At 47.9% G+C, this 15093-nt stretch carries 12 protein-coding genes; 7 read left to right on the forward strand and 5 right to left on the reverse strand.

Annotated features, from left to right (window positions below):
- Window positions 1-7 precede the first annotated feature (7 nt).
- From hgcA to U5R06_19255, 5 genes are all read right to left on the reverse strand, one after another.
- Window positions 8-1066 (reverse strand): mercury methylation corrinoid protein HgcA, encoded by a 1059-nt coding sequence (gene hgcA, locus U5R06_19235; GenBank protein MDZ7724878.1) that lies wholly within the window; start codon window positions 1064-1066, stop codon window positions 8-10.
- The gene (locus tag U5R06_19240) at window positions 1047-1514 is read right to left on the reverse strand and encodes a MarR family winged helix-turn-helix transcriptional regulator (protein ID MDZ7724879.1); all 468 of its coding nucleotides are present in this window, start codon (window positions 1512-1514) and stop codon (window positions 1047-1049) included. The genes hgcA and U5R06_19240 overlap by 20 nt, the downstream gene beginning before the upstream one ends.
- Before the next feature lie 195 nt (window positions 1515-1709).
- Complete coding sequence (locus U5R06_19245; GenBank protein MDZ7724880.1) at window positions 1710-2021, reverse strand: pirin-like C-terminal cupin domain-containing protein; 312 nt, start codon at window positions 2019-2021, stop codon at window positions 1710-1712.
- A 274-nt stretch (window positions 2022-2295) separates the two neighbouring features.
- Window positions 2296-2994 carry a methyltransferase domain-containing protein gene (locus U5R06_19250; protein ID MDZ7724881.1) on the reverse strand — a complete coding sequence of 233 codons (699 nt, stop codon included), beginning with the start codon at window positions 2992-2994 and terminating at the stop codon, window positions 2296-2298.
- Window positions 2995-3011: 17 nt separating this feature from the next.
- Window positions 3012-3986 carry an NAD(P)-dependent oxidoreductase gene (locus tag U5R06_19255; GenBank protein MDZ7724882.1) on the reverse strand — a complete coding sequence of 325 codons (975 nt, stop codon included), beginning with the start codon at window positions 3984-3986 and terminating at the stop codon, window positions 3012-3014.
- A 318-nt stretch (window positions 3987-4304) separates the two neighbouring features.
- On the opposite strand from U5R06_19255, the gene U5R06_19260 reads away from it, so the two are divergent.
- The 7 genes from U5R06_19260 (at window position 4305) to U5R06_19290 (ending at window position 15079) form a co-directional block, all read left to right on the forward strand.
- Complete coding sequence (locus U5R06_19260) at window positions 4305-5498, forward strand: pyridoxal phosphate-dependent aminotransferase family protein (protein ID MDZ7724883.1); 1194 nt, start codon at window positions 4305-4307, stop codon at window positions 5496-5498.
- Between the two features lie 123 nt (window positions 5499-5621).
- Window positions 5622-6584 (forward strand): L-lactate dehydrogenase, encoded by a 963-nt coding sequence (locus U5R06_19265; protein ID MDZ7724884.1) that lies wholly within the window; start codon window positions 5622-5624, stop codon window positions 6582-6584.
- Between the two features lie 7 nt (window positions 6585-6591).
- Window positions 6592-7875: a permease gene (locus tag U5R06_19270; GenBank protein ID MDZ7724885.1), complete on the forward strand. Its 1284-nt coding sequence runs from the start codon at window positions 6592-6594 to the stop codon at window positions 7873-7875.
- 1204 nt (window positions 7876-9079) lie between these two features.
- Entirely contained in the window at window positions 9080-10468 is a 1389-nt protein-coding gene (locus U5R06_19275; GenBank protein ID MDZ7724886.1) for a hypothetical protein, read from the forward strand.
- Window positions 10469-10493: 25 nt separating this feature from the next.
- On the forward strand, window positions 10494-11249 hold the full coding sequence (locus tag U5R06_19280; protein MDZ7724887.1) for a CsgG/HfaB family protein: 756 nt from the start codon (window positions 10494-10496) through the stop codon (window positions 11247-11249).
- Complete coding sequence (locus tag U5R06_19285) at window positions 11233-12174, forward strand: tetratricopeptide repeat protein (GenBank protein ID MDZ7724888.1); 942 nt, start codon at window positions 11233-11235, stop codon at window positions 12172-12174. Before U5R06_19280 ends, U5R06_19285 begins: the two co-directional genes overlap by 17 nt.
- Before the next feature lie 31 nt (window positions 12175-12205).
- Window positions 12206-15079, forward strand: a complete 2874-nt coding sequence (locus tag U5R06_19290; protein MDZ7724889.1) for a PKD domain-containing protein — start codon at window positions 12206-12208, stop codon at window positions 15077-15079.
- Window positions 15080-15093 lie beyond the last annotated feature (14 nt).

Below are 15093 nucleotides of genomic sequence, written 5' to 3' on the forward strand. Positions count from 1 at the left end.
TTACCTCTCAAATAAAAAGAAAAATACCATAGAGTAAACATCCCAAAACCGCCGCAGAAATCATCGCCGGAATACCTGTTCTCAATTCCTTTTGAACTCCGGATAAGGATGTCAGTGGAGTAGAGCCGGTGAAATTCACAGCCAAATAAGACCCCAGAGCCGGAATAAGCAGCAGGTGAATCAGCCGTGTCTGAAGATCAGTTGGGAACCAATTGTCCCAGACCAATACAAATATCACAGAAACAAACGCGCCTTTGAGCGCAAACGATCGAAACGGAATCCACGGCAGCAAGACCGGAACCAGTACCGTGCCAATGAGCAAAGCAGCAACATAGGGCATAAATACTATGAATAAATCCGGTAACAGAGAACCATGCGCCAACACATTCAAGCTGGTGAAAAACAGAACAATCAGTGCAAACCACTTGAGTGCGGGTATGAATTCCATAGGCACCAAAACGAGACGTTCCGCCAAAGTAAAATGGACCCGGCGCATATCAGTAGTGGCTTTCATACCGTTTTCGAGAAATATCTCAACATCATCAGCATAAACAGGCCCGTACTTTACCCGAAAACCGGTTTGCTTGCGAACCGAATGAGCTGCAACTCCGACCGCACCAAGCTGCGGAACAATGACGGTCCGGTGATTGACAAGCGAGCTCAGTTTAAAGCGGTGTATTTGCGAGATCAGCGCGTCAGTGCCGAACGTGCCTTTACCGGCAGCACACCAAACATTGATAGCGTGTGTATCCAGAACCAGAATCCACGCATTCACGTTTTCCAGTTCCCGCCGCAACGTGTCGAACGTCAGTTTATAATTAGAGGTCACCAGAACCGGAGAATCGGCATCCGGTTCTCCCACGCCGTAAATTCCAGGCTGGACTGCATATTTCATTCGCTTAATACCCCAGCGCACCTTCCACGCCCCGAGCCTCTCCCGCCATCCCCATTGGGTTGAGACGATCGGTACAATCCCGATCTGACTCTGTGTTTGGCGAAGAACAAAAGACGGTTCACCAGCAGATTTGTTTTTCCGCTCTTTAAAATTAGCCTCTGCATTTTTCATCCAGACCTCCGGAATTTTGTTTCTTTTGAATCGCTTCCGTCAACAGCCGCAGCCCCTCGAGCACGGTTTGTTGCTCATCCGGCATCATACCACAGCACACCGTTTCATACATCTCATTACAGAAAAAATTAATACTGTCAACAAAGGATTTACCGTTTTCTGAAAGCGCAATTTTGTAAAAACGCCTGTCATTTGGATCAGAAAAACGAGTCACCAAATCCCGCTGCACCAGATTCTCGACCGTTCGACTTGCCGTGCTTTTATCCAGATTTAAACGTTCAGCCAGTGCTGTGACTGTGCATTTATCATGCACGTCCAGCTCTACCAGAGCATGGCATTGTGCCAGAGAAACTCCACAGCACCCTTTATGATTTTTCAACTGCTGATCAACATGACGTTCCAAAATGCGGATATATCTTCGCAGCAACTGCAATTCAAAAGTATTCATAACACCTCTTGTTTGTAAGATACAACTAATGTAAGTTACAACCATTGAAATTGCAAATTCTTTCTTTTCAAAGCTCAATTTATTATAGAGAAAACAGTAATCAGACAGATAAACTCGACAGACCGATTCATTTCGCGATCAATCGAGTAAAAGCATTATTCAGCACACAAAAGAATTGAATCGTTCTGTTGTTTATTATTGCTTTACAAATGTCCCCGCGTGAAATTCATCGAATGCAATGCGCAGTTCCTGATGCGTGTTCATGACAATTGGTCCGGCCCAGGCCACTGGTTCATTGAGCGGAGCGCCGGATACCAGCATGAAACGCACACCATGATCAGCAGCCTCTACCTGAATCATATCACCATCACCGTACATCACCAGGGTGCTCGCCGCGAACCGGCAATCACGTTCAAAATCAAAATAGTTTTCCCCTTGCCGCTCAAATTTATAGGGATCGCGCTCGGAATCGAAATATCCGGCAAGATAATCCAGAGCCGAAATCATTTAGCAAGAGAAACGGATCAAACATCGGTTTCTGATGGTATCCGAATACGCGTTTCAGGTGTACACCGGCGCCTTGGGTGGTGGGAATACTTTTTAACACTTTTGATAGATCGTACAGAACTCATAGTGTCTCCCTGAAACTGTCAAAAAGCTGTAAATGGAACGGAAATATTAACGGGATCTAATATAAGCATATCAACACAAATGATCGGCATTCTATTTCACAGCATATTGCCGCAAAGACGTTCCAGCATACGAATCAAAGCTTTAAAACTCATTTGACACCGCTAACCACAGCCAAATTTAAAAATTTCCAGGGGATATCAACCGATCGAAATCCCGCCCGGCTCAACCACTCGATTTTTTCTTCTACCGTACAGACATGGTGCGGATTGCGCAGAATTGTGGATTGACTGAGCTGTTCAACCTGTTCCTGGCTCACCTTACCGTCCGAAATCGCTTTTTGAATGAATTTCATCTCCAGGTCATGGAACACGCGGTTGATCCGGTTATCTTGAGAGCGGAAAAATTCGCAGGAAATCCATCGGCCGTTCTCCGACAGCAGGTCATAAGCTTCCTGAACCACTTGCTGGTGACGGTCGGTGGTCAGGTAATCAAGCGTAAAAGATGATACCACCGCATCAATCCGTTCCAGCTCATGCATCCACGCGTTGTTGTTCAAATCCCGATTTTCAGGGATGAACCGGTCAGAATACGATTCCAGCTTTTGCATGGCGCGCTGTAAAATAGCCGGTTCACGCTCAATTCCAAACACCATGCTGTTGGGAAACAGGTCCATCATTCTCTGACTCAAATCCCCGAATCCGCTGCCCAGATCGGCAATTCGCAATTCCGCGGATGATTGCTGATCCAGCATAGAGGTCATAATATCATGCGCTTCATGATATTTTGGGATAATAAACTGGAACATTTGTTCCAGTATCGACAATTCATCATAGCTTCCATTATGCATAAAATATCCTTTTTAATTTATAGCCAGCCGACCTGTTTATACCAGTCCGCTGTTCGTTGAAATCCTTGGTTAATATCGATTCCCGGTTCAAATCCGAGTTCCTGTTTTGCTTTTTCATTGCTGCACACCCAGGCGGATTGTTTCATCTCCCGAATCTTGTCGCGATTTAAAAGCGCCGGTTTGTCCGTCACTATGGCGCTCGCCTCGCTGACCCATGCCACGGCTGTGACTAAAAACTTGGGAATGTAGAGTCGAAGAGCCATCCTGCCCATACTCTGCTGCATCGCCCGTGTCAGCGTCTTCCAGGTATAAACCCCGTTACCGCTGATATAATAAATCTGATGATCGGCATTCGGGCTGTTTCCCGCGCGCATGATACCCTCCACCAGATCGGAAACGTAAACCAGACTCAAAGTCTGCCGCCCCAATCCTGCAATCGGCACCAGACCTCGCTTGATTTGACGGAACATGATGTAAAAATCCTTGTCCCGAGGGCCATAAACAGAAGGCGGTCGGATCACCACCGCAGGGCGGTCGGATTGCCCCAGCAAGACTTGTTCCGCCTTTAATTTCGAACGCCCGTACCGGGACACCGGTTCCGGCGGATCGGTTTCAATGCGCGGGCGACCGTCAACGGCGGCCCCCCCGGCGGCTTGACTGGACACCATAACAATTTTCTGGTGATCAGGGCCGTATTGTCTCGACGCCTCCAGCAAATTAACCGTCGTTTGGTAATTACCCAGCATATAGTCTTCCTCTTTGCGACCCTTGGTCACGCCTCCCGTATGATACACCACATCCACATCCCGAACAGCGTCCGCCAGAGTTTCCGGATAACGCAGGTCCGCGTAGACAAATTCCACATCCAGATCGCGAATCCATCGCGTGTTGCTTGTTTTGCGTATTAAACAGCGCACATCTGCTTCTTTTAACAGTTGTTCCGACAACGCCGATCCGATAAATCCGTTGCTGCCCGTCACAAGTACCCGCATATCCGCCTCTACTGTTAGAATTTTATTCCTTGACATCTACTGGTTATAATTTAACGCTTTTCCATCGAAAAACAAAGACCCGAGAAGCCTCCACAGCGCTGATCCCGGACTCTTTATTTCGGCGGACGACTCAATTTCACGTGTTCTGAACCGGCTATGCTTTGTTTAGTAGTTTACGAGTTTACAGTGCAATACCTTTCATCTTGACAATATGAATACAAATCAGTATATTATTTAAATGATAAGACCCTGTATTTCTCGGACATACAAGTACAGCATACAACCAGTTATCGGAATAATAAAAACGGGAGTACTATTTTGGCGGATCTTTTTGAAAAGTGTTCAGGCAGTTTGCTGGAACGTGTAAAGCAAGTAACGGAACAGGGTTTGTATCCCTATTTTAAAGCTATTGAATCGGGGGCAGACACAAGCGTAACGATCAACGGCCAGGAGTTGATCATGATCGGTTCCAATAATTATCTGGGACTGACGCAGCATCCCAAAGTCAAGGAAGCGGCAATCAACGCCATCGAAAATTTCGGTACCGGCTGTACCGGGTCTCGCTTTCTCAACGGAACACTTTCTCTACACGAAGAGCTCGAAAACCGTTTAGCAGACTTTATGCAAAAAGAGGCGGTGCTGTTGTTTTCCACCGGATTTCAAACCAATCAGGGCTTTATTTCAACTATCATCGGACGCAAAGACTTTGTCGTTGGAGATGCCGAAAATCATGCCAGCATTGTGGAAGGCACACGCCTCGCATTCGGCAAAGCCTTAAAATATAAACATAATGACATGCAGGATTTGGACCGTGTTCTGACCAACAATCTGGACGGACGAGCAGCTCTGATCATCAGCGACGGTGTGTTCAGCATGGGAGGGGATATCGTTAATCTCCCGGAACTGGTCAAAGTTGCGGAAAAGCACAATGTTCGTGTAATGATGGACGACGCGCATTCAGTCGGCGTGCTTGGCGCTCACGGACGCGGTACCGCCGAGCATTTTGGCCTGGAAGATAAAGTCGATGTCACCATGGGAACCTTTTCAAAATCTTTTGCTTCCATCGGCGGCTTTATTGCCGGGCCGAAGCAGGTCATTGATTTTGTAAAACATGAATCCCGTGCGCTCATCTTTTCGGCCAGCCCGCCGCCGTCAGCCGTGGCCACTGTATTGGCCTGTCTGGATGTTCTGGAACAGGAACCGGAACGGCGTGACCGCCTCTGGAACGTGACCGAGAAAATGAAAAAAGGCTTTGATGACATGGGATTTAACACCGGGAATTCCCAAACTCCCATTATCCCGATTATTATCGGCAGCGATGAAGATACCTTTGCCGCCTGGAAAGCACTGTATGAAGCCGGTATCTTTGTCAATGCATCCATCAGTCCGGCTGTTCCTCCCGGCTGGGGCCTGCTGCGCACCAGTTATATGGCCACACACAGTGATGATGAACTGGACAAGGTTTTAGACATCTTTTACAAAGTCGGAAAACAGCTCGGTCTTGTAAAATAAACATCCCCCGGGAGAATTGCACCTGCAATTCTCCTGTCCCTGTTTTTTCGAATATTTTTTTACCCGCCTGTGTTACAATACCACAAGAAAAGACATTTTTTACGTTATCAATAGAGGAGCGCTATGAATATAATTGAGAAATCCAGCTCAAAAATTTGTATTGTGGGAGCCGGACAAGTGGGTTCCACATTTGCATATGCTTTAATGATTCGGGGCCTGGCCTCTGAAATCGTGCTGATTGACAAGAATGAGAATCTGGCGCAGGGTCAGGCCGAAGATATCAGCCACGGTTTACCTTATGTGCAACCGGCCCAGATCCGGGCCGGAGATTATAACGAATGCGAAAACGCGGACATTGTGGTCATAACCGCCGGAGCCGCGCAAAAACCGGGCGAATCTCGGTTGGATCTCACCAAGAAAAATGTCGATATCTTTAGCTCCATTGTGCCTCATATTACAAAATATACCAAAGACGCCATTCTGGTGGTGGTTTCCAATCCGGTGGATGTGCTGACCTATGCCGCCGTTAAATTTTCAGACCTGCCCCCGCATCGCGTACTGGGCAGCGGCACCACACTCGACAGCGCAAGATTCCGCTACCTGCTGAGCCAACACTGCGGCACAGACTCCCGAAACGTGCACGCCTATATCATTGGAGAACACGGCGACAGCGAAGTCGCCGCCTGGAGCCTCGTGCATATCAGCGGTGTGCAACTGGACGATTATTGCTCCATCTGTGAGCAGCAATGCGACAAATCTATCCGCGAGCAAATATTTCATAACGTGAAAAGCGCCGCCTATCATTTGATTGAAAAAAAAGGCGCCACTTACCACGCCATCGGACTGGCGACACTAACCATTCTCGAAGCAATATTGAGGAACCAAAATTCAATCCTCACCGTTTCAACCCTGATGAATCAGCATATGGGAATGAATGATGTCTGTTTGAGTGTTCCCACCATGCTGAACCGAAATGGTGTCGGTAAACGCATTGCTCTTCCTCTGCTTCAGGATGAGCAAAAAGCCCTACACCATTCGGCCGACGTCATTAAAGAAGCTATTGAAAAATCAGGATTAACAAAGTGAGGATTATATGGCAGGAATTTTTACTTTAATCATAAATACCATAAAAGGGATTGCGGTCAATTCTTTTGAACTGCTTCTGGACATGGCTCCTTATCTGTTGTTTGGCTTTTTTTTCGCCGGAATTTTACATGAATTCATCTCAACGGAGAAAATAGCCGCTCACCTGGGCAAAAAACGCATGAGCTCCGTGTTCAAATCCGCATTATTCGGAATTCCGCTTCCCCTGTGTTCGTGCGGCGTCATTCCCCCGACTATGACATTGAAAAAAGCCGGTGCCAGCCGTGGTTCTGTGGTCTCTTTTCTGATCGCCACTCCCACAACAGGTGTTGATTCTATTATGGCCACGTATGCACTGCTGGGACCGTTTTTCGCTGTTTACCGGGTAATTGCGAGTTTCACAGCCGGAATTTTTTCGGGTATTCTCACCAATCTCACGGATACAGATAAACAAGGCACACCCGCCGAGTCGCATGAGCCGAAACCAGATCAGGAACAGGTCGGGCTGTATCATCGGATCGTACGGATCTTTCGTTACGCCTTTTTCGATCTGTTGTCGGAAATCGGCAAGTGGCTGGTAATCGGTATCCTGATCGGCGGCGTGATCACCTATGCCATCCCGGATTCTTTTTTCAGCGAAACCCTGACCTCCGGTTGGCAGACCATTTTGCTGATGCTGGTTATCAGTGTTCCGTTGTACGTCTGCGCTACAGGTTCCATTCCCATCGCAGCTGCTCTCATGCTCAAGGGATTAAATCCGGGCGCTGCTTTTGTATTGCTACTGGCCGGCCCAGCCACAAACTCTGTCAGCATCACAGTGGTCAGCCGTTTCCTGGGCAAACGCACCACCATTGTCTATCTGACCAGCTTGATTATTTCCAGTCTTGCGCTTGGATTCGGCCTGGACGCACTGTGGCGAGCTTATGATCTGAATCTGGCCATATCGGAACACATCCATGATCATTTGCTTCCGCTATGGCTGACCGTGGGTTCGACGCTGCTTTTGACCGGCCTGCTCATCGCCAACTTTATTCGCAGCAAGCGCAATTCAGAATCAGTGGATGAGACTGAAACCGATTCCGAAAATCAGACTGTCTTTTCAGTACCGGACATGTCCTGCAACAACTGTGTGGCTACGGTTGAAAACGCTTTAAAAAATGTCAAAGGCGTGGAAACCTATCAGGTGAATTTATCAAAAAAAGTGGTATCGGTGCGGCACTCCTCCGGTGTAGATGATCAAGACCTGTATCAGGCTGTGGAAAAGGCAGGATACCGGGTAAAAGACACACAATAGTATATCAGCATAGGGCTCACCTTTCACCCATTTGATGCCGCCGTACTCATCAACAAAGTAGGGTTGCCCGGAATAATGACTTTTATATTCCGGAGAAAAAGTATAAACACTGTCACCAGAGCCCCCTGCCAGCATTTCATACATCTCGGCCGGAGTTTTTCTATAGATATGAACTGACCATAGATCTGTTTTGACATGGTAGCGACCACTCGCGTCGTTGATCGGACGTGTAGGATCCAGTTGTTTGGTCAGATCATAGGCATCCCGAACAAGACGGTCATGCTGCTGCATATCTCCGGTTTTGGGAGCGTGTGTTTCATTAAACGGCACCCATGCGATAATGGATGGATGATTGCCTTCAATATGAATTTTTTGGCTCTATAACAAATCGAGTGGGTAATAAATTTTTAAACGAGGAAGCAGTGCAAAATGCAAAAAATCATCTAGTGTTGCTTGATCTTTATTGTTGAGCAATTTTAATAATCATCTATTAGAACAGAGCGATACATGATAAACACAGCAAAGAAAACCACTTTACCTCAAAATCCTCTGCGGCACTCCGCGGGCTCTGCATTGGATTGATGTAAGATAGCAGCTGAAAAAATGAAACGCCGAGTTCGCCGAGAACGCAGAGAAAAACAAGAGTAAACCAATTTATTTTCAAATAGTTGGGAATATTTATTGGCCTAAATTTTATTTAATTCCATTTAATTATTGAGCACTTGTGTTTTTTTCCCTCTGCGACCTTTCGCGCCTCTGCGTGCAATGTTTCGATAATCAATTCACGAAAAGATAATTAAAAATTAAATAGACAGTTTTCTCTTTGACTTTTTTGCATCTCTAAGCTTCTGTGTTTATCATTTACCCACTCAAAACGTTATAGAACCAATTTTTTTTGAAAAGAAAAGATTTTTTTCGTTCCAGTTTCATCCTGTCACAAACAGAATATTATTTTAACCTTAAATTACGTAAACCTTGCATTTTTTTTCTTATTTATCTACCTTTATAGACCCCGAGTTGAGCTTGTTGCAGGTGTTGAGCCAAACAGATAGTTCAATAACAGCAAGGATATGATGATAAAGTTGAACTGGAAACATCTTTTAAATTGTATTTCTCGTCGCTCAACTCCGCCGATATCGACCCCCAGTCCGTTCTGTTTAACCATTAATCCCTGTATTTTGCCAAGCCGGAGGACAAACAAAAAATGAAAAATGGGTTGCTGTATATCAGTCTTTTGGCCGTTGTGACTGTTGCACCGCTGCATGCTAAAGGCCGTCCCGAATGGGCGAATTTATCGTTTATACCTGCAAATCATAGTGATCTGTATTATGCAGTCGCCCAGGGTGATTTAGATCAGGAAGAAAAAACCACGATCCGCAACCGCGCCCTCGCGGATTTGGCTTCGCAGATCCGGGTCAATATTTCATCGGTAATGAACTCTGTTTTAGAGGACACCGGCGACCGGGTCACAGAAGACACCCAATACCGTATCAACGCCCTAACCCAGGCCCGCTTTTACGGAGAGGATCTGCACACCAGAGAATATGTTGACAACAGCAATGTCTATTGGGTTTACGTTTTTATCGGCAAACACGAGTACAAACAGCGCATCGCCGAACGCATGCAGACAGGCAAGAAAAACGCCATGCAGCACCTTGCAAGCGCACGATCCCTGAATAATCAGGGAGACATTGTGATGGCTTTGAAAAGCTGTCTCAAAGGCCTGGACGCCCTGGCATCGTTTCGTGATCTCCCTCTCACAGTGATGGTCAACAACCAGCGTTTGAACGTCTGGAATACGCTGGAACATGAATTATCAGGACTGGCGGAACGTATCACATTAACCCCTGTACAGTCAGAAATCTCTTTTTCTCACAAAGACAGTAAAAAAATTGGCTACAAAGTCCTGTACAAGGGGGATGCCGGCGCTCCTCTCGCCGCTCTGCCGGTGCGCTTTCAGATTCAGCAAGGCCGTGCAGAAATCAACAAACAGGGATTTACCGACAGTCGGGGATGTGTGTTTTGTACTCTGCAAAACAGCCGCAGCAGCCGCATTCTTGTATCCGCTTCGCTTGATTGGACTGAACTAACGGCTGAGCCGGCCACCGCAGAACTCGCGGTTTCGCACAGTCCGGCCACTCAAAAACGTATCGTTCAGGTGTATACAGCCGGACCGGCGCTGCTCTACAGAGACAATATATCCTCTGACAATACGGCACTGATCGATGCCGCCCGGCAATCCGGTATCCTGAAAAGCCATTTGCAGAATGTTCTCAAACAAAGCCTCAATGCATCATTTGTGTCCTCATCCGCTGAATCGAACCTGATTGTGCAATTGAATCTGAGCGTCAAATCTCTGGGTCAGCTTTTAAAACAATACAATTCAGACATGATTACCGTTGCCGTCACGGCACATGTGGCGCTGCTCAATCCCGCAACCGGACAAACTCTATATACGTCACCCTCAATGACAGTTCGCAATCTCGGTGCGACAGAATCACAGGCATTGACCAACACCCTGCAAAAATGCACCGACCGGCTGGATTCGGATATTTTGCCTGCTCTGCAGGATGCCGTGCTTGAACAGCAGTAATCGTTTATTAATCGGGAGTCAATCAATGAAACCATACCCTCGTTTGTTTTGTTTAACCCTGTTGTTATGTATTACTGCCTCAGGGTTGAGTCATGCGCAGCAATCCAAAACAGCTGCTATTTTCCCCTTTCATTTTGCTTCGCTGGATGCCAATGAACGCGACACGATGCAACAACTGAATGAATTGTTTTACGATCTGTTCGCCGGTCAATTGACAAGTTCGGGATATTTCGAGGTGGTGGATCGACAGCACATTGATGATCTGATGCAGGAAATCAACTTTCAGCAAAGCGGATTGACAGCAGACCAGGCCGTGGAAATCGGCAAGGCCAGGGGCGCGGAACTTGCATTATTCGGGACGGTCACCCAGGTTTACAAACAGACGTTTCTGACGCTGAAAATCATTGATATTGAGACCACATTGATTCTCAAAGCGGTCAAAGTTAAAGGATCGCTGAAAAAAATCGATGATCTGGCCATGGATGCCGGATACCGGTTTATGCACGGACTGAGCAGCGTACTTTACGACCGCTACGGTATCGGAGCCGGAGAGCTCGGAGAGGCCTCACAAGAAGGGATCGAGCGTTTTCTGACAGCCAGAGATCAAATGCGTCAGGCCATCGTTGCAAAAGAAAATGGTGATTCGAAAAAAGCGCGGTCTCTGCAGGATAAAGCCAAACAACACCTCGAATATATTATCGCCACCCATCCTGAATTAAAATCGTCTGTATCCATTTATGTGAAACGTTTAACCAGGGAGATGGATGATGAGCGTCCGTAAAATTCCCGGCATTGTATTCCCTCTATGTTTCGCACTGGTGTTCCATTGCAGCGTCATTCATCCGCCTCTTTCCGTAGAATCCCATAACACGACACCGGTTAACCGTCGACAGATTAAAACACTGCTCAGCACCTATGCCAACCAGGACACAGTGCTCCCCAATAGCGTAGGTGTGATTCCGTTTTATGAAAACAACTCGAATACCGGCCTGGGACTTGCCGCCACGGAATTTTTTACAGCCAATCTCGGCCTGTTTGAGCAATTTGAACTCGTTGATATGTCCTATTCCACGATTCTGGAACAGGAATTTAACGCATTTTCTCCCCTTGAACAGATCAGATCCCTGCGCGCGGAAAAAATAGTCACCGGGATTGTGATGCTGAAAAACCGGCAAATCCTAATGGCCGGATTTGATATGCAGCGAAGCGATCCCTCGTATGAAAAATTGAGCGTTCGCAAGGGGGACGGCACTGAATTTTTCAGACTCGTATCTGACCTGAACATTAAATTCCTTGAGAAAAACGGAATTACAGTCACGCCGGAAATCGCAGATCAATTATACCGCATCCCCACAGAAAATCTTCAAGCCTATGTCCTCTATGCCAAAGGACGGCACGAAGAATATCTGGGCAATTATCAGACTGCATTGAGCGCGTATGAAAATGCAAGCAGACTGGATCCTTCATTTACAAAAGCACGCCAGGCGGCATCGCAAATCAACAACAGACTGGCGGCGTTGCCGCGCCCTGTGCTTGAACAAAAAATGAAAGACATTCGTGATGACCGGGAACGTCAAAACCCGGGGCTCGAGGAACGCTTTATGCCCCCGTTGCTTGATAACGGCACGGTGGTTATTGATATCAAAGCGCCCACTGTTGAACGGATCAATCCTGGACCGACCGTTCCGGGAGTCTCATTGAAATAAAGCCTGGTCCAGGCTCATGAAAGGAACCCGTATGAAGCCTATTCGTCTCCTGTTTGTCAGTCTTTTTGCAGGTATCTTTTTCCTGATCTCCTGTGAATTGTTTCAACCGCATTCGCCTGATAAAAAAGCCGACGTACGGCTGCATCTGCATTACGGATTCCCCACCCGGAATGCAGCTGATGACACAACGCAGTCCCGAGCCCATACAATATCGGAATCGGCTCCGCTGCACAAACAATTGAGCGACTCGGCGGGTCCGTACTTGTTTGATAAACTGAGTATTGTATTCTATAACCTGCAGTCAGAATCGGAATATCATGAAGAATATGATTTTCACGAACGCATTTCTGCCTTTCTGGAAGGCTTTCAAGGTGATTCCAGCGATTTTGAATCCTACTGGATGCGCAGAGATCAGGGATATCTGGACATATTAACCGGCGGTCGCTTTGACATTGAATTGCGCACGGTTTTAACACTTCAGGACGGACGGTTTTACGGAAAATATGATCTCTCTCCCGGTCTGAAAAGCTATCGGATCGGCTGTTACAAGGGTGACAGTCTGGTTGCCGTGGCGCCGCACGAGGAAAGTTATTCTGCGGCTCTTTTCCTGTTAACTCCCAATATCACCTTTGATCTGCACGCCAACGCCATTCCTATCGATCAGATCAACAATACGCCTCCGGCGCCGATTTTCACCGTCAGTCCGGACAGCGGCAGCGTGCAGACCGAGTTCCAATTCGATGCATCGGCAAGCTACGATGAACAGGATGCACCGGAAGACCTTTTGCTCCGCTGGGATTGGAGAAACAATGGAATCTGGACGCGTTACAGCAGTGAAAAAACCGTATTTCATCAATTCCAGATTCCCGGAACCTACACAGTCGTGCTTCAAATCAAGGATACAAACGGCGTGACTGCCACTGCGGCAAAAACTGTGTATGTAAGTGAGGCCATTCCCAGATTGCTGCTGCCGACAGAAGGCGCAGAGCTGAACACCGCAACGCCGCGGTTCAGCTGGTCTGAAATCGAAAACGCGTTATTCTATCATATCCGCGTCGGTTTTGATTCTACATTTACAGAAATAATCATCAATGACTCTCTGATCACCAATACCGCATATACGCCGGAAGAAACATTGAGTGACTCGCACTATTACTGGCAGGTCCGCGCGCAAACCGATGACGGGGCCTGGAGCGGATGGTCGGAAATTCGTTCATTTCAGATCAGCGCCGCCGGTCCTGCCGCGCCTCAGCCGCAATCGCCGGATAATGGCAGCGCTTTTAATGATGCGCAACCGATTTTCCTCTGGTCTGCAGTTGACGCCGCCACCCGATATCACATCCAGATCAGCTATTCCGATGACTTGTTGGCGGCGGAAGACAGTTCTGTTCTGAACCCCGAGTACAGTCTGGATACTCCGCTGGACGAGGCGCTCTATTTCTGGCGGGTACGCGCCCAAGACGCGCATGCGCGCTGGGGCAGCTGGTCAACGACTTTTACATTCACAATCGACAAAACCGCGCCGGCTGTCCCGATTCCGAACCAGCCGGAAGCCGGTGGTGTGCTCACCACTTTGTTCGTTTCTTTTTCCTGGTCTGCTGAAACAGATGCAGTATCGTTTGATCTGCAGGTTGATTATTCCGAGGCTTTTACCGCACCGGTCATCTCGGATTCCATGATCTCGGCTCAAACCTGGGAAAACACAACCCCCTTTTCTGACGGACTGTATGCATGGCGGGTTCGGGCGCGCGACGCGGCCGGCAATATCAGCAGCTGGTCGAATGCACAATTTTTTACCATAGACACACAGGGACCTGCCGCTCCGGAGCTGGATCAACCGATGGACAATGCCGAAATCGGAATTCCGACCCCGCAGTTGAGCTGGTTTACTGCTGAGGGAGCGCTTCGCTACGAATTAATTGTGGATAATGACCAGTCCTTTACGTCTCCCATCGTACATGATTCCAGCATGACCGTCACTTCGGTCATTCTGAACACAGAACTGGAAGACAGTCGCTACTGGTGGAAAGTCCGCGCACGCGACGAATACGGCAATGTCGGCAGCTGGTCTGTCACCCGAACCTTTACCATCAATACAGCGGGACCTGCCGCTCCGGATCTGCTGCAACCGGAAGACGGTTTTATAACGGATATTGCCAGCCTGGAATTATCCTGGACTCCCGTCACCGACGCGGCTGAATACATCATTCAATTGGCGTACTCTCCTGATTTCATCAATCCCGTGGTAGAAGATTCGCTTACGGACAGCTTTTTCTATACCGAAGATGTCCGGTTGTCCGACTCGACCTATTACTGGCGCGTTCAGGCGCAGGATATTCTCGGGAACCGGGGTGTATGGTCGGAACCCCGTTCTTTTACTCAGGTCGCCAATCAACCCTATTTACGGCTGCAGCTGCAGACCGCCACGGTCAACGATCAACAAATTCAGGGAGCTGCTGCGGAATTTCGGGTAAATCCCGGGGAGGAACTGGCCGGTACGTTCACAGTCTATTTTGAACACAATCTGCCCGTGACCGATATTATCCCGCTGGCAGCGACACCCAATAGGGGCAACCGCGAAACCGGTTACTGGCTGGCCCAGGATTATGTCATGAATGAACTGTCCTATCAGGGACAATTGTCGCTCACGGCGCCTTCCCTGCCGGGCACCTATTATATTATACTGGCAGCCAGTCCGGAGGAAACAGCCGGACAAATTGTATCGGCGACCCACTCGACCTACGGAAGCCTGGTCTGGGATGACGGCAATGATGTTTACGATTTATCCGATTCACAGATCCTGCGCGCCATTGAAACCGGAACACTGCCGATCGCTGTGCTCACCCGGGAAAACCCCCTGTACGTTCGCTACGGACTGACAGCAATTACTATCATTGTTCAATAGCCGGATTTCATCAA

It is taken from the genome of candidate division KSB1 bacterium (genome assembly GCA_034521575.1).
In the GTDB taxonomy this organism is placed as follows: domain Bacteria; phylum Zhuqueibacterota; class Zhuqueibacteria; order Residuimicrobiales; family Krinioviventaceae; genus JAXHMJ01.